This window comes from Siansivirga zeaxanthinifaciens CC-SAMT-1 (assembly GCF_000941055.1).
In the GTDB taxonomy this organism is placed as follows: Bacteria; Bacteroidota; Bacteroidia; order Flavobacteriales; family Flavobacteriaceae; genus Siansivirga; species Siansivirga zeaxanthinifaciens.
The window spans coordinates 120,001-143,173 of the sequence record NZ_CP007202.1 but is presented as its reverse complement, the minus strand read 5'-3'; the positions used below and the strand labels follow the sequence as shown (position 1 = coordinate 143,173).

The 23,173-nt window shown below is 34.2% G+C and carries 18 protein-coding genes and 5 tRNA genes (1 of these 23 cut by a window edge); 21 read left to right on the top strand and 2 right to left on the bottom strand.

The genetic code is table 11. From position 1 onward, the window contains the following. Position 1: 1 nt before the first annotated feature. The 19 genes from AW14_RS00645 to AW14_RS00555 all read left to right on the top strand — a co-directional run bounded on the left by AW14_RS00645 (position 2) and on the right by AW14_RS00555 (position 16,614). A complete protein-coding gene (locus AW14_RS00645) occupies positions 2-1,168 on the top strand; it encodes an acyl-CoA dehydrogenase family protein (RefSeq protein ID WP_044637047.1) in 1,167 nt (388 codons plus the stop codon). Positions 1,169-1,439: 271 nt separating this feature from the next. Further along, complete coding sequence (rpsU, locus tag AW14_RS00640; RefSeq protein ID WP_044637046.1) at positions 1,440-1,634, top strand: 30S ribosomal protein S21; 195 nt, start codon at positions 1,440-1,442, stop codon at positions 1,632-1,634. A gap of 129 nt (positions 1,635-1,763) precedes the next feature. Further along, entirely contained in the window at positions 1,764-2,654 is an 891-nt protein-coding gene (locus AW14_RS00635) for a tyrosine-type recombinase/integrase (protein ID WP_044637045.1), read from the top strand. Between the two features lie 38 nt (positions 2,655-2,692). Beyond that, the gene (gene hpf, locus AW14_RS00630) at positions 2,693-2,995 is read left to right on the top strand and encodes a ribosome hibernation-promoting factor, HPF/YfiA family (protein ID WP_044637044.1); all 303 of its coding nucleotides are present in this window, start codon (positions 2,693-2,695) and stop codon (positions 2,993-2,995) included. Positions 2,996-3,097: 102 nt separating this feature from the next. After that, positions 3,098-3,171, top strand: a tRNA-Thr gene (locus AW14_RS00625). 36 nt (positions 3,172-3,207) lie between these two features. After that, positions 3,208-3,289, top strand: a tRNA-Tyr gene (locus AW14_RS00620). A 31-nt stretch (positions 3,290-3,320) separates the two neighbouring features. After that, a tRNA-Gly gene (locus AW14_RS00615) sits at positions 3,321-3,393 on the top strand. Positions 3,394-3,404: 11 nt separating this feature from the next. Next, positions 3,405-3,476 (top strand) — tRNA-Thr (locus AW14_RS00610). Positions 3,477-3,546: 70 nt separating this feature from the next. Further along, positions 3,547-4,734: an elongation factor Tu gene (gene tuf / locus AW14_RS00605; RefSeq protein WP_044637043.1), complete on the top strand. Its 1,188-nt coding sequence runs from the start codon at positions 3,547-3,549 to the stop codon at positions 4,732-4,734. 59 nt (positions 4,735-4,793) lie between these two features. Beyond that, positions 4,794-4,866 (top strand) — tRNA-Trp (locus AW14_RS00600). A gap of 105 nt (positions 4,867-4,971) precedes the next feature. Next, a complete protein-coding gene (gene secE / locus AW14_RS00595; protein ID WP_044637042.1) occupies positions 4,972-5,166 on the top strand; it encodes a preprotein translocase subunit SecE in 195 nt (64 codons plus the stop codon). A gap of 9 nt (positions 5,167-5,175) precedes the next feature. Continuing rightward, positions 5,176-5,730, top strand: coding sequence for a transcription termination/antitermination protein NusG (gene nusG / locus AW14_RS00590; protein ID WP_044637041.1), 555 nt, complete (start codon positions 5,176-5,178; stop codon positions 5,728-5,730). Between the two features lie 70 nt (positions 5,731-5,800). Further along, entirely contained in the window at positions 5,801-6,238 is a 438-nt protein-coding gene (rplK, locus tag AW14_RS00585) for a 50S ribosomal protein L11 (RefSeq protein WP_044637040.1), read from the top strand. A gap of 20 nt (positions 6,239-6,258) precedes the next feature. Continuing rightward, positions 6,259-6,948, top strand: coding sequence for a 50S ribosomal protein L1 (gene rplA, locus AW14_RS00580; protein ID WP_044637039.1), 690 nt, complete (start codon positions 6,259-6,261; stop codon positions 6,946-6,948). 19 nt (positions 6,949-6,967) lie between these two features. Beyond that, on the top strand, positions 6,968-7,489 hold the full coding sequence (gene rplJ, locus AW14_RS00575) for a 50S ribosomal protein L10 (RefSeq protein ID WP_044637038.1): 522 nt from the start codon (positions 6,968-6,970) through the stop codon (positions 7,487-7,489). Positions 7,490-7,553: 64 nt separating this feature from the next. Further along, entirely contained in the window at positions 7,554-7,931 is a 378-nt protein-coding gene (rplL, locus tag AW14_RS00570; protein WP_044637037.1) for a 50S ribosomal protein L7/L12, read from the top strand. Between the two features lie 124 nt (positions 7,932-8,055). Then, positions 8,056-11,868, top strand: a complete 3,813-nt coding sequence (gene rpoB, locus AW14_RS00565; protein WP_044637036.1) for a DNA-directed RNA polymerase subunit beta — start codon at positions 8,056-8,058, stop codon at positions 11,866-11,868. A gap of 72 nt (positions 11,869-11,940) precedes the next feature. Beyond that, positions 11,941-16,245 carry a DNA-directed RNA polymerase subunit beta' gene (gene rpoC / locus AW14_RS00560; protein ID WP_044637035.1) on the top strand — a complete coding sequence of 1,435 codons (4,305 nt, stop codon included), beginning with the start codon at positions 11,941-11,943 and terminating at the stop codon, positions 16,243-16,245. Between the two features lie 51 nt (positions 16,246-16,296). Beyond that, positions 16,297-16,614, top strand: coding sequence for a DUF3467 domain-containing protein (locus AW14_RS00555; protein ID WP_044637034.1), 318 nt, complete (start codon positions 16,297-16,299; stop codon positions 16,612-16,614). A gap of 354 nt (positions 16,615-16,968) precedes the next feature. Here AW14_RS00555 and AW14_RS00550 read toward each other — a convergent pair whose 3' ends face one another. Continuing rightward, positions 16,969-18,558: a peptide chain release factor 3 gene (locus AW14_RS00550; protein WP_044637033.1), complete on the bottom strand. Its 1,590-nt coding sequence runs from the start codon at positions 18,556-18,558 to the stop codon at positions 16,969-16,971. Between the two features lie 552 nt (positions 18,559-19,110). Between AW14_RS00550 and AW14_RS00545 the strand changes: the two genes are divergently transcribed. Continuing rightward, on the top strand, positions 19,111-21,426 hold the full coding sequence (locus AW14_RS00545) for a hypothetical protein (protein ID WP_044637032.1): 2,316 nt from the start codon (positions 19,111-19,113) through the stop codon (positions 21,424-21,426). Between the two features lie 75 nt (positions 21,427-21,501). On the opposite strand, the gene AW14_RS00540 is transcribed toward AW14_RS00545, so the two are convergent. Then, a complete protein-coding gene (locus AW14_RS00540) occupies positions 21,502-22,698 on the bottom strand; it encodes an IS256 family transposase (RefSeq protein ID WP_044637031.1) in 1,197 nt (398 codons plus the stop codon). Positions 22,699-23,001: 303 nt separating this feature from the next. Between AW14_RS00540 and AW14_RS00535 the strand changes: the two genes are divergently transcribed. Next, a protein-coding gene (locus tag AW14_RS00535) for a TlpA family protein disulfide reductase (protein ID WP_052647400.1) crosses the window boundary here: on the top strand, positions 23,002-23,173 show its start. Its footprint extends 401 nt past the window's final position; 172 of the gene's 573 nt are visible here — the first part of the coding sequence; it begins with the start codon at positions 23,002-23,004; the stop codon falls past the right edge of the window.

Here is a 23,173-nt window from a genome sequence, read left to right as displayed (position 1 = left end):
TATGAATAGCATGTACTTCACCGAAGAGCATCTGCTTTTTAGAAAAAGCCTTCAAGAATTTTTAAAAAAGGAAGTAGTTCCAAACATCGATACTTGGGAAAATACAGGTGCTATCGATAAATCTATCTGGAAAAAACTTGGGGACATGGGCTTTTTAGGAATTAATTATCCAGAAGCATATGGTGGCTTAAACTTAGATTTATTCTATACTATCATTCTTTTAGAAGAACTTCAAAGAATAAATTCGGGCGGATTTGCAGCTGCTGTTTGGGCGCATGTATATTTAGCCATGACGCATTTAAATGCCGAAGGTAGTGAACAAATAAAACAAGATTATTTAGTGCCAAGTATAACAGGCGATAAAGTAGGTTGTCTTTGTATCACAGAACCTTTTGGAGGAAGCGATGTTGCAGGCATGCGAACCACAGCCATGTTAGAAGATAATATGTATGTCTTAAACGGTTCTAAAACATTCATAACAAACGGTGTTTATAGCGACTATTTAATTGTAGCAGCTAAAACAAATCCCGAGTTAGGAAATAAAGGAATAAGTATTTTTGTAGTCGACAGAGATACTCCAGGGCTTTCTGCTACAAAATTAAATAAATTAGGCTGGCGCGCATCAGACACTGGAGAAATTGCTTTCGATAATGTAAAAATCCCCGCAACCAACCTGTTAGGAGAAATAAATAAAGGGTTCTCTTATATTATGCAGCATTTTGCTTCCGAACGTTTAATTATGGGAGTTAATGCCCATGCGCGAGCAGAATATGCTTTAGAATACGCAATGCAATACATGTCAGAGCGAACAGCTTTTGGCACAACCATCGATAAATTTCAAGCGCTAAGACACAAGTTAGCCGATTGTTACACCGATGTAGAAATCTGTAAAACCTTTAATTATGCTGTTGCATACAGATTAAACAAAGGCGAATACGTGGTAAAAGAAGCAACCATGTCTAAACTAAAATCTACTAAAGTTGCCGATGAGGTTATTTACCAATGTTTACAGTTTCTGGGCGGTTATGGCTATATGGAAGATTATCCATTGGCAAGAATGTTTAGAGATAGTAGGCTAGGCCCCATTGGTGGTGGTACTTCCGAAATTTTAAGAGAAATTATAGCTAAAATAATTATCGACAAAAAATCATATAAACCAGCCACTTAATTTTATAATGGCAAATGCAGCTTAGGCCGCACCGGGCTTTCCGTTATATCTTTTTTGTTTATGGTGGTTTTTATAATAAAGCCCATTGTTTTTTAAGAAACAGCAGTCTTCTTAAATAGGTAGTTGTTAATCACAAAAAAGGATGCCACTTCAATCCCTTTTGCAAAAAATAATAAACAGATAGCAAAATAATTTCTTTTTAGTTGCAAAATTTAATTTAGTTATTATCTTTGCAGCCTGAAAATTCTAAAAGAGAGGAGGTTAAGACACTATGTTAATAATACCAATTAAAGAAGGAGAAAATATAGATAGAGCGCTAAAGCGTTATAAGAGAAAGTTTGATAAAACTGGAACTAAACGTCAGCTACAAGCTCGTAAGCAATTTAACAAGCCTTCAGTAGTACGTAGAGCGCAAATACAAAAAGCACAATACATCCAAGGTTTAAGAGATGCAGAAGATATATAATCTTCCTAATCTTTAAAATTGTAAAATATAAATCCCGCACCCTGCGGGATTTTTTTTGTTTCATATTTAAAGGTTTAAAGTTGTTATAAGTTATATAAACTACTAACTTTATACTTAAATTAATGTAATATGTCTTTCAAATCATTTGCAGATTATTTATTGCTTGAAAAAAATTACTCGCAGTTAACCGTAAATGCTTATCTCACCGATTTAGAAGCCTTTTTAGAATATGCATCAAAAATCTACGATGTAAATGCTATAAATCAAATTAATTATTCTCAAATACGAAGTTGGATTGTGGCCCTAGTAGAAAGTAACATTTCCAACCGAAGTATAAATCGTAAAATGTCAGCCTTAAACACCTACTATAAGTTTTTACAAAAAGTAGGTGACATTCAAAGTAATCCTTTAGCAAAGCATAAGGCTCTAAAAACTTCAAAAAAAATACAAATCCCTTTTTCAGAGCATGAAGTTAGAAATGTATTAGATGAATTCGGTTTTGAAAACAATTTCGAAGGCATAAGAGATAAATTAATAATAGAGTTGTTCTATTCTACAGGCATCCGCCGTATCGAACTTATACAATTAAAAATTTCCGATTTTAATTTTCAGAATAAAACATTAAAAGTTTTAGGCAAACGAAATAAAGAACGAATCGTACCACTTTTAGATTCGGTTTTAAAAACATGTCATCGTTATATAGAGGAAAGAAATAGGCTTCCAGAAATAGAAAACGATGAGATGCTTTTTTTAACAAAAAAAGGAGTTAAAATTTACGAAACTCTTGTTTATAGAATAATAAAAGATTACTTTAGTAAGGCATCAACAAAGGTAAAAAAGAGTCCTCATATTCTAAGACACTCTTTTGCAACACATTTGCTTAATCAAGGTGCCGATTTAAATGCTGTAAAAGAACTTCTAGGTCATTCAAGTTTAGCTGCAACTCAAGTTTATACTCATAATAGTATAGCAGAATTAAAAAAAGTGCATATAAATACGCATCCAAGAAGTAAAAAGTAGCATTCTTTTATTGTTTAACCTATTTAAAAAACAGTAGTATGAAAGTAAACACGCAATCCGTTAATTTTAGTGCAGACAAAAAATTAATAAGTTTTATTCAAAAGCGTATGGATAAATTAGAATTGTTTTACGACAAGGTCATTAAGTCAGATGTATTTTTAAAAGTTGAAAATACCAGTGATAAAGAAAATAAAATTTTTGAAGCAAAGCTTAGCGTACCTGGAGATAGTTTGGTTGTAAAAAAGCAATGCAAAACCTTTGAAGAAGGCGTAGATGTAGCTGTTGCCTCATTAGAAAGACATTTAAAGAGAAGAAAGGAAAAATTAAGAGCACATTTATAATAAAATTTATCAAAAAATGTTTTGAATAAAAAAATAAATCTATACATTTGCAGTCCGTTAGAAATAGCGGGCTTTTTTTATGTGTAAAAAATATAAAAAAACGCCGATGTAGCTCAGCTGGCTAGAGCAGCTGATTTGTAATCAGCAGGTCGTGGGTTCGAGTCCCTCCATCGGCTCAAGTTCTTTAAAAAGAGTGAAAATAAATTAAAATTGGGGAGATACTCAAGCGGCCAACGAGGGCAGACTGTAAATCTGCTGACTAAGTCTTCGCAGGTTCGAATCCTGCTCTCCCCACATTTTTAATTTTAAAAAGGAATAAATAATTGCGGGAGTAGCTCAGTTGGTAGAGCGTCAGCCTTCCAAGCTGAATGTCGCCGGTTCGAACCCGGTCTCCCGCTCTAATATTTAAGCCGGTGTAGCTCAGGGGTAGAGCGTTTCCTTGGTAAGGAAGAGGTCACGGGTTCAATTCCCGTCATTGGCTCTATTAAATTGAACAAAAATTAGAATACACTAATATTATTATATAACTAAGATTAAATTATTTAAAAAACATGGCAAAGGCAACTTTCGATCGTTCAAAACCACACTTAAATATTGGTACAATTGGACACGTAGATCACGGTAAAACAACTTTAACTGCTGCTATTACTAAAGTATTAGCTGATGCAGGTTTATCAGAAGCAAAATCTTTCGATCAGATTGATAACGCTCCAGAAGAAAAAGAAAGAGGTATTACAATTAATACATCTCACGTAGAATATTCAACAGCTAACCGTCACTATGCTCACGTTGACTGTCCAGGTCACGCGGATTACGTAAAGAACATGGTAACTGGTGCTGCTCAAATGGATGGTGCTATCTTAGTTGTTGCTGCAACTGATGGTCCAATGCCACAAACTCGTGAGCACATCTTATTAGGTCGTCAAGTAGGTATTCCTCGTATCGTTGTATTCATGAATAAAGTGGATATGGTTGATGATGAAGAATTACTTGAATTAGTAGATATGGAGATTAGAGATTTATTATCTTTCTATGAGTACGATGGAGATAATGGACCTGTAATTGCTGGTTCTGCTTTAGGTGCACTTAATGGTGAGCAAAAATGGGTTGATACCGTTTTAGAATTAATGGAAGCTTGTGATAACTGGATTGAAGAGCCTTTAAGAGAAGTTGATAAACCTTTCTTAATGCCAATCGAAGACGTATTCTCTATTACTGGTCGTGGTACTGTTGCTACTGGTCGTATTGAAACTGGTATCGCTAAAACTGGTGATCCTGTAGAGATAATTGGTATGGGTGCTGAGAAATTAACATCTACTATTACTGGTATCGAAATGTTCCGTCAAATCCTTGATAGAGGTGAGGCTGGAGATAACGCTGGTATCCTATTAAGAGGTATTGAGAAAACTCAAATCTCTAGAGGTATGGTTATCGTTAAACCAGGATCTGTAACTCCACACGCTAAATTCAAAGCTGAGGTTTATATCCTTAAGAAAGAAGAAGGTGGTCGTCACACGCCATTCCACAACAATTACCGTCCACAGTTCTACGTACGTACAACTGACGTAACTGGTAACATCGCTTTACCTGATGGTGTAGAGATGGTTATGCCAGGTGACAACTTAACTATTACTGTTGAGCTTATCCAAAAAATTGCAATGAACGTAGGTTTACGTTTCGCAATCCGTGAGGGTGGTAGAACAGTAGGTGCAGGACAGGTAACTGAAATTTTAGACTAATACAGTTTTATAAATAACAAGTTAAGGTATTCTATTTTAGAATACCTTGACTTTTGTTTACGGGTTTAGCTCAGTTGGTAGAGCACTGGTCTCCAAAACCAGGTGTCGGGAGTTCGAGTCTCTCAACCCGTGCTTAAAAAGGTTTTTAAACCTTATAAAAAAAGATAATATAAATTTCGTTTAAATCAATTTTACAATTGAAAACTAGAAATTTTAATCTATTGAAAAAATAATTAAATGGCTGGATTTGTAAATTACGTAAAAGAATCATTTGGAGAACTTAAAAACAACGTAAGTTGGCCAACATGGGCAGAAGCACAAAGCTTAACAATTTTAGTTGCTGTATTTTCAATTGTATTTTCCCTAGCTATCTGGGGTGTAGATACCGTATTCAGCAAAGTTATTGCATTTTACTTTCAATCGATTAGTTAAAACAAAAGTATGTCTGAAGTAAGCGAAAAAAAGTGGTATGTAGTAAGGGCTGTTAGTGGTCAAGAAAATAAGATTAAGACTTATATCGAGAATGAAATTGCTCGTTTAGGTCTTCAAGATTATGTTGATCAAGTACTTGTTCCTACAGAGAAAGTTGTTCAGATACGAAATGGTAAAAAAATCCAGAAAGAGAAAGTTTTTTTTCCGGGTTATATCATGATTCAGGCAAATTTAACTGGTGAAGTTCCTCACATAATTAGATCTGTTACTAATGTAATTGGTTTTCTAGGAGAAACTAAAGGAGGCGATCCTGTGCCATTAAGAATGTCTGAGGTTAACAGAATGTTAGGTAAAGTAGATGAGTTAACTGTAGAAGAAAATACCAATGTTGCTATTCCTTTTACAAAAGGTGAGACAGTTAAAGTAATCGATGGTCCTTTCAATGGTTTCGACGGAACTATCGAGAAAATAAATGAAGAAAAGCGTAAGCTTGAAGTAATGGTTAAGATATTTGGAAGAAAGACACCATTAGAGTTAAGCTATATGCAAGTTGAAAAAGTATAATAATTGTTACATTATAACGGATAGGTTTTTTGCTTCCAAATAAAAAACTTGTCAAACTAAATTATTAAAAATGGCAAAAGAATTAAGTAAAGTAGTTAAGTTACAAGTTCGGGGAGGTGCTGCGAATCCGTCGCCACCGGTTGGACCCGCTTTAGGTGCTGCTGGAGTTAACATCATGGAGTTCTGTAAGCAATTTAATGCTAGAACACAAGATAAGCCTGGTAAAGTTTTACCAGTTGTTATCTCTGTTTACAAAGACAAATCATTTGATTTTGTAATCAAGACTCCTCCAGCTGCAGTACAATTATTAGAAGCGGCCAAGTTAAAAAGTGGTTCAGGAGAACCAAACCGAAAAAAAGTAGCTAAAGTTTCATGGGAACAGATTAAAACGATAGCAGAAGACAAAATGGTAGATTTAAATGCATTTACTATTGAAGCTGCTATGAGTATGATAGCTGGTACCGCAAGGTCTATGGGTATAACCGTAACCGGAAACGCACCTAAGTAATCGTTAAAAGACATTAAGAAATGGCAAGATTAACAAAAAAGCAAAAGGAAGCTTTAGCAAAAATAGAAAAAGGAAGAGTTTATTCTCTTAGTGAAGCAACAGCATTAGTAAAAGAAATTACTAATACAAAGTTTGATGCTTCAGTTGATATCGCTGTACGTTTAGGAGTAGATCCTCGTAAAGCAAACCAGATGGTTAGAGGGGTGGTTTCATTACCTCACGGTACTGGTAAAGACATGAAAGTATTAGCATTAGTAACACCAGATAAAGAGGCAGAAGCTAAAGAAGCTGGCGCTGATTATGTAGGTTTAGATGAATATCTAGACAAAATCAAAAATGGTTGGACTGATGTTGATGTTATTATCACTATGCCTAGTGTTATGGGTAAATTAGGTCCATTAGGTCGTGTATTAGGTCCTCGTGGTTTAATGCCTAACCCTAAAACAGGTACAGTTACTATGGATGTAGCTAAAGCTGTAGCAGAAGTAAAAGCTGGTAAAATTGACTTTAAAGTTGATAAAACTGGTATCGTACATGCTGCCATAGGTAAAGCGTCTTTTACTGCTGATAAATTAGCAGAAAATGCAAATGAATTAATTCAAACATTAATAAAACTTAAGCCAACAACTGCAAAAGGTGTTTATGTAAAAAGTATATTCCTTTCTAGTACAATGAGTCCTAGTGTTGCTGTTGATTCTAAGGTTAATTAATTAGTTAAATACTTTTATTATGACAAGACAAGAAAAATCACAAGTAATTGAGGAATTAACTGCAGAATTAGCCACAAATGCTAATATTTATTTAGCGGATATATCAGGATTGAATGCAGCTACGACTTCAGATTTACGTCGTGCTTGTTACAAAGCAAACATTAAATTAGCAGTTGTTAAGAATACTTTATTAGCTAAAGCAATGGAAGTTTCTGAAAGAGATTTTGGAAATTTACCAACAGTTTTAAAAGGAAATACATCTGTGATGTATTCTGAAACTGGAAATGCACCAGCAAAGTTGATTAAAACATTCCGTAAAAAATCTGAAAAACCTTTATTAAAAGGTGCTCTCATTGAGGAATCAGTTTACATCGGCGATAACCAATTAGACATGTTAGTTGATATCAAGTCTAAAGAAGAGTTATTAGGAGATATTATTGGATTATTACAATCTCCTGCTAAAAACGTTGTTTCAGCACTTAAATCAAGTGGTGGAAAACTGGCTGGTATTCTTAAAACACTATCTGAAAAAGAAGGATAGTATTAAACAGTACGCACTTATTACAATTATATTAAAATTAAAAATTTATTAAAACGATAGAAAAATGGCAGATTTAAAAGATTTCGCAGAACAATTAGTTAACTTAACAGTTAAAGAAGTAAACGAGTTAGCTACTATATTAAAAGAAGAGTACGGTATCGAGCCTGCTGCTGCTGCTGTAGCAGTTGCTGCTGGTCCAGCTGCTGGTGGCGATGATGCTGCTGAAGCTCAAACTGAATTTGATGTAATATTAAAATCAGCAGGTGCTTCTAAATTAGCAGTTGTTAAATTAGTAAAAGAATTAACTGGTTTAGGCTTAAAAGAAGCTAAAGAATTAGTTGACGGTGCACCAAGCAACGTAAAAGAAGCTGTGTCTAAAGACGAGGCTGAAGCTTTAAAAGCATCTTTAGAAGAAGCTGGAGCAGAGGTTGAGCTTAAATAAGCTTAGCTTACCAAAATCATAAAGGTTTAGGTCTGGAGTTTTACTTCAAGACCTAAACCATTTTGCGTATATAATGATTACATACGCTTTAACTATTATTTTTTAATCAAAATTCCGTCCATTGATGTTGTCAACACAAGCTGAAAGATTAAATTTCTCGTCTATTGTAAATAGAACAGAGTATCCAGACTTCTTGGATATTCAGATAAAATCCTTCCAGGATTTTTTCCAATTAGAAACAAAATCTGAAGAAAGAGGAGATGAAGGTTTATATAATACTTTCATGGAAAACTTTCCTATTACAGATTCTCGTAATCAATTTGTTTTAGAATTTTTAGATTACTTTGTTGATCCTCCAAGATACGCTATTGATGAGTGTATAGAAAGAGGTCTTACTTACAGCGTTCCGCTTAAAGCTAGGTTAAAGTTATATTGTACAGATCCTGAACATGAGGATTTCGAAACCATTGTTCAAGATGTGTATTTAGGAACCATTCCTTACATGACACCAAGTGGTACTTTTTGTATCAATGGTGCAGAACGTGTAGTAGTATCTCAATTACATCGTTCACCAGGGGTTTTCTTCGGACAATCTTTCCATGCTAACGGAACAAAACTTTATTCTGCCAGAGTGATTCCTTTCAAAGGATCTTGGATAGAGTTTGCTACCGATATCAATCAGGTAATGTATGCCTACATCGATAGAAAAAAGAAGTTACCTGTTACTACGTTATTCCGCGCAATCGGTTTTGAGCGTGATAAAGATATCTTAGAGATTTTCGATTTAGCTGAAGAAATTAAAGTTTCTAAAACGGGACTTAAAAAATATCAAGGAAGAAAATTAGCGGCACGTGTTTTAAATACTTGGCACGAGGATTTTGTTGATGAAGATACTGGAGAAGTTGTATCAATCGAGCGTAATGAAATTATTCTTGATCGTGATACCATTTTAGATAAAGATAATATTGAAGAAATTATCGATGCAGATGTAAAAACAATTCTTTTACATAAAGAAACTGCAGAACAAGGTGATTATGCTATTATACATAACACACTTCAAAAAGATCCAACAAATTCTGAAAAAGAGGCTGTTGAGCATATTTATAGACAATTACGTAATGCAGAACCGCCAGATGAAGAAACAGCGCGTGGTATTATCGATAAATTATTCTTTAGTGATCAACGTTACTCTTTAGGAGAGGTTGGTCGTTACAGAATGAATAAAAAATTAGGTCTTGATATTGAAATGGATAAGCAAGTGCTTACTAAAGAAGATATCATTACTATTATAAAATATTTAATTGAGCTTATCAATTCTAAAGCTGAGATTGATGATATTGATCACTTATCTAACCGTCGTGTTCGTACTGTTGGTGAGCAATTATCTCAACAATTTGGTGTTGGTTTAGCTCGTATGGCTCGTACCATTCGTGAGCGTATGAATGTACGTGATAACGAAGTTTTTACACCAATAGATTTAATTAATGCTAAGACGTTATCGTCTGTTATTAATTCATTCTTTGGAACAAACCAGTTATCTCAATTCATGGATCAAACAAATCCATTAGCGGAAATAACACACAAACGTCGTTTATCTGCTCTTGGACCAGGAGGTTTATCTCGTGAAAGAGCTGGTTTCGAGGTACGTGACGTTCACTATACACATTACGGACGTTTATGTCCGATTGAAACACCAGAGGGACCAAATATTGGTTTAATTTCATCACTTTCTGTTTACGCTAAAGTAAACGCGATGGGATTTATTGAAACACCTTATCGTCCTGTTGAAAATGGTGTTGTAGATATTAAAAATGCTCCTGTATATTTAAGTGCAGAAGAAGAAGAAGGTAAATTAATTGCGCAAGCGACTGTAAAAGTAGATGCTGAAGGTACCATACTTCATGATAAAGTAATTGCGAGAATGGAAGGTGACTTTCCGGTTATCGAGCCAACAGCAATTCATTATACTGATGTAGCTCCAAATCAGATTTCGTCTATTTCAGCATCATTAATTCCTTTCTTAGAGCATGATGATGCGAACCGTGCATTGATGGGATCTAACATGATGCGTCAGGCAGTTCCATTATTATTACCTCAAGCTCCTATTGTAGGTACAGGTCTAGAGCGTCAAGTAGCAACAGATTCACGTGTACTTATTAATGCAGAAGGAGATGGTGTTGTACAATATGTTGATGCAAAAGAAATTGTAATCAAATACGATCGTACTGAAGATGAAGCTAAAGTTAGTTTTGATAGTGATGTTAAATCATATCAATTAGTAAAATTCAGAAAAACAAACCAAGGTACAAGTATCAACTTAAAACCAATCGTGGTTAAAGGTGATAAAGTAACTAAAGGTCAAGTTTTATGTGAAGGTTATGCAACTCAAAAAGGAGAATTAGCTTTAGGTAGAAATATGAAAGTAGCCTTTATGCCATGGAAAGGGTATAACTTTGAGGATGCGATTGTTATTTCAGAAAAAGTAGTACGTGAAGATATATTTACATCTATTCATATTGATGAGTATTCTTTAGAAGTTAGAGACACAAAATTAGGTAACGAAGAGTTAACTAATGATATTCCTAACGTGTCTGAAGAAGCTACAAAAGATTTAGATGAAAACGGAATGATTCGTATTGGTGCCGAAGTAAAACCAGGCGATATCTTAATTGGTAAAATTACTCCTAAAGGGGAAAGCGATCCAACTCCGGAAGAAAAATTATTAAGAGCTATATTTGGTGATAAAGCTGGAGATGTAAAAGATGCTTCTTTAAAAGCTTCGCCATCTCTAAATGGTGTTGTTATAGAGAAAAAATTATTCTCTAGAGCAGTAAAAGATAAACGTAAGAGAGCTCAAGATAAAGATGATATTGTTGCATTAGAAGCTATTTACGATAGAAAATTTGATGAATTAAAAGAAGTTTTAATTGAGAAATTATTCAACATTGTAAACGGTAAAACAGCTCAAGGTATTTATAACGATTTAGGTGAAGAAGTATTACCAAAAGGTAAAAAATTCACATTAAAAATGTTAAATGCTGTTGATGATTATGCGCATTTAGTTTCAGGAAAATGGACTACAGATGATCATACAAATGCATTAGTAGCAGATTTAATACATAACTACAAAATTAAAGAAAACGATTTACAAGGTTCTTTAAGACGTGAAAAATTCACAATTTCTGTAGGAGATGAGTTACCAGCAGGTATCATTAAATTAGCTAAAGTTTATATTGCTAAAAAGCGTAAACTTAAAGTGGGTGATAAAATGGCAGGTCGTCACGGTAATAAAGGTATTGTTGCACGTATTGTACGTCAAGAAGATATGCCTTTCTTAGAAGACGGAACGCCAGTTGATATTGTATTAAATCCACTTGGTGTACCATCTCGTATGAACATTGGGCAGATTTATGAAACCGTTTTAGGTTGGGCTGGTCAAAAATTAGGACGCACTTATGCAACACCTATTTTTGATGGAGCAACAATTGATCAAATAAACGAATTAACAGACGAAGCAGGAATACCAAGATACGGTCATACATACTTATATGATGGTGGTACTGGAGAACGTTTCGATCAACCAGCTACTGTTGGGGTTATTTACATGTTGAAATTAGGTCACATGGTTGATGATAAGATGCACGCACGTTCTATCGGACCATACTCATTAATTACTCAACAGCCTCTTGGTGGTAAAGCACAATTTGGTGGTCAGCGTTTTGGTGAGATGGAGGTATGGGCTCTTGAGGCTTATGGTGCATCAAGTACGTTACGTGAAATCTTAACTGTAAAATCTGATGATGTTATTGGTCGTGCAAAAACTTACGAAGCAATCGTTAAGGGAGAACCAATGCCAGATCCAGGACTACCAGAATCTTTCAATGTATTAATGCATGAATTGAAAGGTCTTGGATTAGACATAAGATTAGAGGAATAATATATCGCACATGGTTTAGTTAACTAAGCCATGTGCTAATAGTTTACAAATAATTCGATAGCACCATATATTATGGCAAGAAAACAAGATAAGAATACAGTAAAGAGATTTAACAAAATCTCCATCGGTTTAGCTTCACCAGAGTCTATTTTAGCAGAGTCTAGAGGTGAGGTTTTAAAACCAGAAACTATCAATTATCGAACTCATAAACCAGAAAGAGATGGTTTATTCTGTGAGCGTATTTTTGGACCTGTAAAGGACTACGAATGTGCTTGTGGTAAATATAAAAGAATTCGCTACAAAGGTATCGTATGTGACCGTTGTGGTGTAGAAGTAACAGAAAAGAAAGTACGTAGAGACAGAGTTGGTCACATTAATTTAGTGGTGCCTGTTGCTCATATCTGGTACTTCCGTTCTTTACCAAACAAAATAGGATATTTATTAGGATTACCTTCTAAGAAATTAGATATGATTATTTACTACGAACGTTACGTAGTAATTCAACCAGGTAATGCTAAAAACGAAGAAGGTGAGCCATTACAAAAAATGGACTTCTTAACAGAAGAAGAATATTTAAATATTCTTGAATCGCTTCCTCAAGAAAATCAATATTTAGATGATACAGATCCAAACAAGTTCCTTGCTAAAATGGGAGCAGAATGTTTAATCGATTTATTAGCTAGAATTGATTTAGAGTCTTTATCATACGAACTACGTCATAAAGCAAACACTGAAACGTCTAAACAACGTAAAACAGAAGCTTTAAAACGTTTACAAGTTGTAGAATCTTTAAGAGAATCTAACAATAATCGTGAGAACAGACCAGAGTGGATGATTATGAAGGTAATTCCAATCATCCCGCCAGAATTACGTCCTTTAGTGCCGTTAGATGGTGGTCGTTTTGCAACGTCTGATTTAAATGATTTATACAGAAGAGTTATTATACGTAATAACCGTCTGAAGCGTTTAGTTGAAATTAAAGCCCCTGAAGTAATTTTACGTAACGAAAAACGTATGTTACAGGAATCTGTAGATTCGTTATTCGATAATACACGTAAATCTTCAGCAGTTAAAACAGATTCTAACAGACCATTAAAATCGTTATCAGATTCATTAAAAGGTAAACAAGGTCGTTTCCGTCAAAACTTACTTGGTAAACGTGTTGATTATTCTGCACGTTCGGTAATTGTTGTTGGACCAGAATTAAAACTATACGAGTGTGGTTTACCAAAAAATATGGCTGCAGAGCTTTACAAACCTTTTGTAATTAGAAAATTAATTGAAAGAGGTATTGTTAAAACTGTAAAATCGGCTAAGAAAATTATAGATAAAAGAGAGCCTGTGGTTTGGGATATCTTGGAAAACGTTCTTAAAGGACATCCAGTATTACTAAACCGTGCTCCTACGTTACACAGATTGGGTATTCAAGCGTTTCAACCTAAATTAATTGAAGGTAAAGCGATTCAATTACACCCATTAGTTTGTACGGCGTTTAACGCGGATTTCGATGGTGACCAAATGGCGGTTCATTTACCATTAGGCCCAGAGGCTATTTTAGAATGTCAATTATTAATGTTGGCTTCTCACAATATCTTAAATCCTGCGAATGGTTCTCCGGTAACGGTTCCTTCTCAAGACATGGTACTTGGTTTATACTACATGACTAAGTTACGTAAGTCTACACCAGAAGCTCCTGTTAAAGGTGAAGGTTTAACATTCTATGCACCAGAGGAAGTAGAAATTGCGTTCAATGAAAAACGTGTAGATTTAAATGCTGGTATTAAAGTAAGAACTTTAGATATTAACGAAGATGGTAAGTTAGCTCCAACTATTATTGAAACAACAGTTGGGCGTGTATTATTTAACCAACATGTGCCTCAAGCAGCTGGTTATATAAATCAAGTACTTACTAAAAAATCTTTGAGAGATATTATTGGAGATATTTTAAAATATACTTCAGTTCCTGAAACTGCAGATTTCTTAGATGCTATTAGAACCTTAGGTTTCAAATTTGCATTCCAAGGTGGTTTGTCATTTAGTTTAGGAGATATTATCATTCCACCAGAAAAACAAGGAATGATTGATAAAGCGAATACCTTAGTTGATGGTATTATGGGTAACTATAACATGGGACTTATTACCAACAACGAACGTTATAACCAGGTTATTGATATTTGGACTTCTACAAATGCTGAATTGACTGAATTGTCTATGAAGCGTATTCGCGAGGACCAACAAGGTTTCAACTCGGTATTTATGATGCTTGATTCTGGAGCTCGTGGATCTAAAGAACAGATTCGTCAGCTTACAGGTATGCGTGGATTAATGGCGAAACCTAAAAAATCGAATGCAGGTGGTGGTGAAATTATTGAAAATCCAATTCTTTCTAACTTTAAAGAAGGTCTTTCAATTTTAGAATATTTTATCTCAACTCACGGTGCTCGTAAAGGTCTTGCAGATACGGCTCTTAAAACAGCCGATGCTGGTTACTTAACACGTCGTTTAGTAGACGTTTCTCAAGATGTTATTATTAACACAGAAGATTGTGGAACATTACGTGGCGTAGAGGTAGAACCATTAAAGAAAAATGATGAAGTGGTTGAAACACTTCAAGAACGTATTGTTGGTCGTGTTTCTCTAAATGATGTTTACAATCCATTAACCGATGAATTGTTAGTAGCTTCAGGTCAATTAATTGAAGATGATATAGCTGAAGCTATCGAAGCTTCTCCAATTGAAAGTGTAGAAGTACGTTCTGCTTTAACATGTGAAGCTTTACAAGGAATTTGTTCTAAATGTTATGGTCGTAACCTAGCTACCGGTAAAATGGTACAACGTGGCGAAGCTGTTGGTGTTGTTGCTGCCCAATCTATTGGTGAGCCTGGTACACAGTTAACACTTCGTACGTTCCACGTAGGTGGTATTGCTGGTAACATTTCAGAAGAAAATAAATTAGTTGTTAAGTTTACAGGTATTGCCGAAATCGAAGATCTTAAAACTGTAAAAGGTGTAGATAACGAAGGAAACGAAAGTGATATTGTTATCTCTCGTACTACAGAGCTTAAATTAATCGATAAGAAAACAGGTATTACTTTAAGTACTAATAACATTCCTTACGGTTCGACATTATTAATTAAAAATGGTGACGAATTAAAACCAGGTGATGTAGTTTGTACTTGGGATCCATACAACGGTGTAATTATATCTGAATTCTCAGGTAAAATTAAATATGAGAATATCGAACAAGGTATTACTTACCAAGTTGAAATCGATGAGCAAACAGGTTTCCAAGAAAAAGTAATTTCTGAATCTAGAAACAAAAAGCTTATACCAACGCTTCATATTGAAGATACTAAAGGTGAAGTCATTAGATCTTACAACTTACCAGTAGGTTCTCACTTAATGATTAATGATGGTGAGAAAATTAATGTAGGTAAGATTTTAGTTAAAATACCTCGTAAATCTGCAAAAGCAGGAGATATTACAGGTGGTTTACCTCGTGTAACAGAGTTATTTGAAGCACGTAACCCATCGAACCCAGCAGTTGTAAGTGAAATAGATGGTGTGGTATCATTTGGTAAAATTAAACGTGGTAACCGCGAGATTATAGTAGAGTCTAAATTAGGTGAAGTTAAGAAGTACTTAGTTAAATTATCTAATCAAATTCTTGTTCAAGAGAATGATTACGTTAAAGCGGGTATGCCTTTATCTGATGGATCTATTACTCCAAACGATATTTTAAATATCAAAGGTCCTTCTGCAGTTCAACAATATTTAGTAAACGAAGTTCAAGAGGTTTACCGATTACAAGGTGTGAAAATTAACGATAAGCACTTTGAGGTTGTTGTAAGACAAATGATGCGTAAAGTTAGAATTATTGATTCTGGTGATACATTATTCCTTGAAGATCAATTAGTACATAAAGCAGATTTTATTTTAGAAAATGATGAAATCTTCGGAATGAAAGTAATTGAAGACGCAGGTGATTCGTCTAGACTTAAAGCTGGACAAATAATTACACCACGTGAACTTAGAGATGAAAATTCAATTCTAAGAAGAGAGGATAAGGCGCTTGTAGTAGCTAGAGATGCTAGACCTGCAACGGCGACTCCAATCTTACAAGGTATTACTAGAGCGTCACTTCAAACGAAATCGTTTATATCGGCAGCATCTTTCCAAGAAACGACTAAAGTACTTAACGAAGCAGCTGTAGCTGGTAAAGTTGACGATTTAGAAGGATTAAAAGAAAATGTAATTGTAGGACATAGAATTCCTGCAGGTACAGGTATGCGTAAATACGATAACATTATTGTTGGTTCTAAAGAAGAATTCGACGAAATGATGCAAGTAAAAAAGCAAGAATTAAATTATAATTAATACGAAACATTCCTGCGAAAGCGGGAATGTTTTTTTATAAAACAGTTAGTTATGGCTGATGAAAAAGAAAATTTAAAACAAGGTCAAATTAATATTGAACTGGAAGAAAAAGTAGCTGAGGGTACTTATTCTAACCTAGCAATAATTAATCATTCTGTATCCGAGTTTGTAATAGATTTTGTGAATATAATGCCTGGTGTACCTAAAAGTAAAGTGAAGTCTCGAATTATATTAACACCACAACATGCAAAACGCTTACTTAAAGCATTAGCAGAAAATGTTTCTAGGTTTGAAAATGCCCATGGTGAAATTAAGGATTACGAGCAACCTCCAATACCTCTTAACTTTGGTCCAACAGGACAAGCTTAACAACAAAAGATGAATTAATAATAGGGTGATATAAGTTGCTCGACATGTTTTAACAGGGCAACCTCCAATACCCCTTAACTTTGGGCCGACAGGACAAGCTTAACGATAAATAAAGATGCATAATAGTAGAGGGGATGAGTTGCTCGACATGTTTTAAAAGAGCAACCTCCAATCCCCTTAACTTTGGTCCGACAGGTCAAGCTTAACAATAAAACATGAATTAATAAGAGGTGATATAAGTTGCTCGACATGTTTTAACAGAGCAACCTCCAATACCCCTTAACTTTGGACCGACAGGACAAGCATAAAAAAAAAGCCTTCAATTTAATTGAAGGCTTTTTTTATTATTAAAAATCACTCAAATTCCGAAACATAGTGGAATTTAATGCTAGGATATGTTTGTTGCGTCATTTGTAATGAAAAGGCCGAATCTGCTAAAAATACCAATTGATTTTGTTTGTCTTTAGCTAAAAAGCGTTGTTTTACTCTAATGAATTCTTTGTATTCGTCTGTTTTAGAGTTTTTAGGATCTACCCAGCAAGCTTTATAAACATTAAGGTTTTCGTAGGTACATTTTGCTCCGTATTCATGCTCCAGTCGATACTGTATAACTTCGTATTGAAGCGCTCCTACGGTACCAATTACTTTACGTCCGTTAAGTTCTAAAGTAAATAACTGTGCAACACCTTCATCCATTAATTGATCGATCCCTTTAAAAAGTTGTTTAGATTTTAATGGATCGGCATTATTTATATATCTAAAATGTTCTGGAGAAAAGCTAGGAATTCCTTTGTAGTTAATGGTTTCTCCTTCAGTAAGGGTGTCTCCAATTTTAAAGTTTCCGGTATCGTGAATACCAACGATGTCACCAGGATACGAAACATCAACAATTTCCTTTTTTTCAGCAAAGAAGGCATTCGGACTAGAAAATTTTAATTTTTTACCGTTTCGTACATGCAAATAAGGTTTGTTTCTTTCAAATTTACCAGACACAATTTTTATAAATGCCAAACGATCTCTGTGATTTGGATCCATGTTGGCATGAATTTTAAAAACAAAGCCTGTAAATTTATCTTCTTCTGGTTGTACTAAACGTTCTTCACTTTGTTTTGCTCTTGGAGTAGGAGCTATATCAACAAAACAATCTAGCAATTCTCTTACTCCAAAATTATTTAAAGCAGATCCAAAAAATACAGGTTGTAAGTTGCCTGCTAAGTAGGCTTCTTTGTCAAATTCTGGATAAATACCATCAACCAGTTCTATATTTTCTCTTAATTGATTGGCAGCTCTGTCTCCAATAATTTTATTTAGTTCGGGAGCTTGTAAATCTGATATTTCAATGGTTTCTTCAATGTTTTTTCTGTTATCGCCACTAAATAGATTAATATTTTTCTCCCAAATATTATAAATTCCTTTAAAGTCGTAACCCATACCTATAGGAAAACTTAATGGAACAACTTTTAAGTTTAATTTTTGCTCTACTTCATCTAGTAAATCGAATGCATCTTTACCTTCTCTATCCATTTTATTAATGAATACAATCATAGGTATGTTTCGCATTCTACAAACTTCTACCAATTTTTCAGTTTGTTCCTCGACACCTTTTGCTACATCAATAACCACGATAACACTATCTACTGCTGTTAGTGTTCTAAATGTATCCTCTGCAAAATCTTTATGACCTGGTGTATCTAAAATATTAATTTTTTTATCGCTATACTCGAATGCTAATACAGAGGTTGCAACAGAAATTCCACGCTGGCGTTCAATTTCCATAAAATCACTGGTAGCACCTTTTTTTATTTTATTACTTTTTACAGCACCAGCTTCTTGAATGGCACCACCAAAAAGTAGAAGTTTTTCGGTAAGCGTTGTTTTTCCCGCATCGGGATGTGAGATAATACCAAAGGTTCTTCTTCTTTTTATTTCAGATAGAAAACTCATTTACATTTATTTTAATAGGTTGCAAAAATATCTTTTTATTGATTAACAACCTAAAATTAAAGAATGAGATAATTACAATCCTTTCTATTATACAATTATGTCATGGTTTGCTGTCTGCAAATGCAATTAATATTGTAAGATTTTGTACTTCATCGATTATTTATGTAATACAAATTAAAAATTATGTTAATAATTATTTTGAAAATAAATTAGCCGAGTATTAATTAATCTATCCCCTCAAAAAGATTTAAATACTAACTAAACATTAAAAAATTAAATAGATTTATTTCAAAATATGCTTTTTAACGTTATTTTTTAGCGTTTCATCGAATTTTAAAATAATTTATTTATATTTGCTATAAATTATTAACATTTGTTAATTGTTTATATGTTTTGACTTATTCATATTATGTACAGATTTAGAATCTCTCACCACAATTTTCTCTAATCTGTGACCTACATAAAATGATGTGTCTAAAATTAGTTGCTATTATTAGTGCCTTTTAAGGCTAACAAAAAAATGATTAATACGAATAACCCACTCTTATTTACATGGAAAATTCTACAAAAGCTGTAGCAAAACTTGTTTTGCTTAAAACTTTCTATTCAAATTATTTAAACAGAATGATAGATTATAAAATGTTGTTACGATTAAATTTTTCACAAAGATTAGCGCTATTAATGTTATTGTTTTTTAATGTGAATACATTATTGGCTCAAAATTGTAGTTCTTTATACTTAATTAATGCGCAAGACGGAAAAGTATATGATATTTCATCGTTAAATGGTAATTTACCATTGCCTGTATATACTGCAAATTCAGGTAGAAGTAATTTAGCTGTAGGTCCTAATCCAACTAATTTATCACAAACGGTATTTACACATTCAGATATATCTCCGGGATCTATTGTATATAAAAATAATAATGCTTTAAATACAACATTACCTGAACGCTTAGGAGGTTTTACTGCGAATCCTGCAACTATAGGGGCTAATCAAGGTTATGTTTATGGAGTTACATCAGACAGAAAATTAATTAAAGTTTGTCCATCACCTACACAAATATTAGGAACTATAACAGGAGATACGACATGGTCAAACGGTTCTGTATCAAACGATGCCTTTTTTGATAATGTTGGAAGAATGTATGTGGTTGTAACTAACAACGGAAATAAATTTTTATATAGAATAGATATTGGTTCATTAAAAGCTATCAATTTTTTAGGATTAAGTGGTAGTTTACCAAATAATTTTCAAGGATTAGCTTTTTTTAATGATAAAATTTATGCTATACAAGGTTATTCTACTACCTATTCATCGTTAAGTTATTCCAACGCTAGAGTGTATGAGATTAATGCAAATACTGGCGTTGGTATAGTAAAAACTTCTTACAGACTTAATACATACATTGGACCTTACACTAATTTAGATAATTTAGATTTAGCTTCTTGTCAATTTTTCACTCCAACAACGGCGCCAACTTGTAACGAGTTATTTGGTATTGTTGGTAGTACGCAAACTGTTTATAAAATTAATTTAAGTAATTTATCTGCAACACAGGTAGCTGATGGGAATCAAACCAATCAAGGTAATTTAGCATTTGGACCAACACCTAACAACTTAAATGTTAATCAATTTGTTTCTTCTACCAATTATATTTTTGGTAATGTTTATTCTGGTGTAACATCTTCATCATTTACAAATTTGAATAATACAGGTAATACATGGGGAAAACCTGTAGGTATTGGTACAGATCCATCATCTGGTATTGTTTATGGTATAAGCGAGCAAAATTTAACAAAATGGACAGGTACAGGAGATGGAATATCTATGGGGATTATTCAAGGAGATTCAAATTGGAATAAAGCAAAAACGCTTAACGATATAGCTGTAGATAATGGGGGTAATTTATATAGTATAGCTACGGTCGATAATGATAATATATACCTTTATCGAATAAATCCTTCAACATTGCTAGCAACACCTGTTGCTAAGCTAACTGGAACTTATCCCGATTTAAAAACAACTAACGGAAATGGTTTGGCGTATTTGGGCGAATATTTCTATTACAGCAGAATTAATGGCAGTAATACAGATATTTGGAAATTAGATGCTTTTACATCTGTTTCATCATACGTTGGATCTGTTTCCGGATTAATTTTAGGGGATTTAGCAAGTTGTGCTACAGTAACAAATGTCCCTTCTGGTTTCAGCTTTAATTGTGGAAGCAATACAGGAGGTATTCAAGGGTCCATATTAGTTGCAAACGGCATGACTCAAAGTGCAGATCTTAGAATTCCAATTTCAAGTGCAGTTAATGGTTTGGCAAGTATTACAATTACAGGTGGCGGTTTCTCTACCCCAACAATACCTTATGTTGCATTTATCGAACAAAACGCAACATATATAGATATACCTATTGTTTTTGATGGTAGTAACCCTAGTGGTAATAGAACCATTACTATTTCATCGCCCCAAGCAACAGGATCTTGTACTTTAAGCGTGTTTGTAGACAAAGATACAGATAAAGATGGTGTTCCAGATAGTGTTGATTTAGATGATGATAATGATGGTATTCTTGATACTTCAGAAGGTATTGCTACAAATTTAAACTCCGATACAGATAGTATTCCTAATCACCTTGATTTAGATAGTGATGGAGATGGTTGTTTTGATGCTCTTGAAGGTTCAGGAAATATATTAGAATCTCAACTAAATCCTGATGGCTCAATAAATAGTCCAGTTGACACGAATGGTGTGCCTACTTTAGTGTCTGGAGGACAAGGAATTGGGGAAAGCCAAAACAGTTCGAATTCAGAAGCATGTTGCAAAGCAGGCTCTACACAACCAAATTTAATAAAGAATTAATATACCTGCATTATGAATATATCTCTGACACTATCCCGTAAAGTGTGTAAGTTAAAAATCGAGGGTTTAACTTTTTTAAAGTTGAACCCTTTTTTCAAATATAGTTAAAAACTGGTTTAAAATAATGCCCCAGTTCCTAATAGGCATCGACCATTTTTTGGTAGCCTCTCTAAGGGCTAAAAAAGTGGACTTCATAACAGCTTCATCTGTTGGGAATGAGAGCTTGTTTTTAGTGTATTTTCTGATTTTTCCATTAAGGTTTTCAATAAGGTTCGTAGTGTAAATGATTTTTCTAATTTCTAAAGGAAATTCATAGAAAGCGGTAAGTTCTTCCCAGTTATCTCTCCAGCTTTTAATAGCGTAAGAGTACTTGTGTTCCCATTTCTGAGCAAAGTCTTCTAGGGCGGCTTTTGCTGCACTTTTGGTGGGTGCATCGTAGATGCTTTTCATGTCCTTTGTAAATTCTTTCTTGTCTTTCCAAACAACATACCGACAAGCATTACGAATCTGGTGTACCACGCAGATTTGGGTTTTAGATTCAGGAAAAACGTTTTTAATGGTGTCGGTAAAACCGTTAAGATTATCTGTGGCCGTGATAAGCAAATCCTGAACGCCTCTGGCTTTCATATCGGTTAGTACACTCATCCAAAAGGCTGCCGATTCATTCTTCCCCAACCAAAGCCCTAAGACTTCCTTTTTACCATCTCTACGCAGTCCTACGGCGATGTACATGGTTTTGTTAATGACTTTGGAGTTCTCCCGAACCTTAAATACGATGCCATCCATCCAAGTAATTAAATATACGGGCTCCAGAGGTCTGTTTTGCCAAGCAACAATATCATTGGTAACTTTATCTGTGATACGTGATATGGTAGATGTGGATACATCAAAATCGTAAACTTCTCGGATTTGCTCTTCAATATCAGAATTACTCATACCCTTGGCATAAAGGCTGATAATGACGTTTTCTATGCCATCAACCATGTTAGTGCGTTTAGGAACCAGCATAGGGTTAAAAGAAGCGTCCCGGTCTCTGGGAACTTTAATATTAGTCTCTCCTAAAGCTGTTTTTATCTTTTTAGACCCATAGCCGTTACGGGTATTGCTATTATCGGATTGCTGATGCTTCTCATAGTCTAAATGAGCATCAAGTTCCCCTTCTAGCATCTTTTCAATACCTCGCTTTTGAATGGATTTTAGAAAGGAGGTCAGTTCGTCTCCTGTTTTAAACTGTTTTAAAAAATCGTCGTTTAGAAAATCTTCTTTCTTCATAAGTGTGTAAATTTTAAAATTAAACAAAAAAATATCGAGGGTTGCAACCCTCGATATTTTTAACTTTACACACTTTGTGAGATACTACCAGATTTTAAAGTTTCTAATGGTTTTTTAAAAGAAATAGAAGATTTAAACCATAATAGCGAAGAAGATTTTTCTTTCTCTTACGCTTACAACACTTTAGTTTCTGCGCATTGCACCATAGAAGCACAAAAGCTTTCAGAGGCTGAATCTATTCCACAAGATGTTGCATATCTTAAATCGGTAAACAAACTCACCAATCAGAATATCAAAAATTATTTGCTTTATAAGCATGCAAAATATGGTATCACTTACACTTCATGTCTTGAGCCTTACTACCAAGAGTTTATCGCAGGTAGTACCAATGCAGAGCATGTAAAAGAAATAACCGATAGTTATAACGTTTTAAAAACGGTAGCTCCAGGTCAGCCTTCACCTAAATTCGTTAATT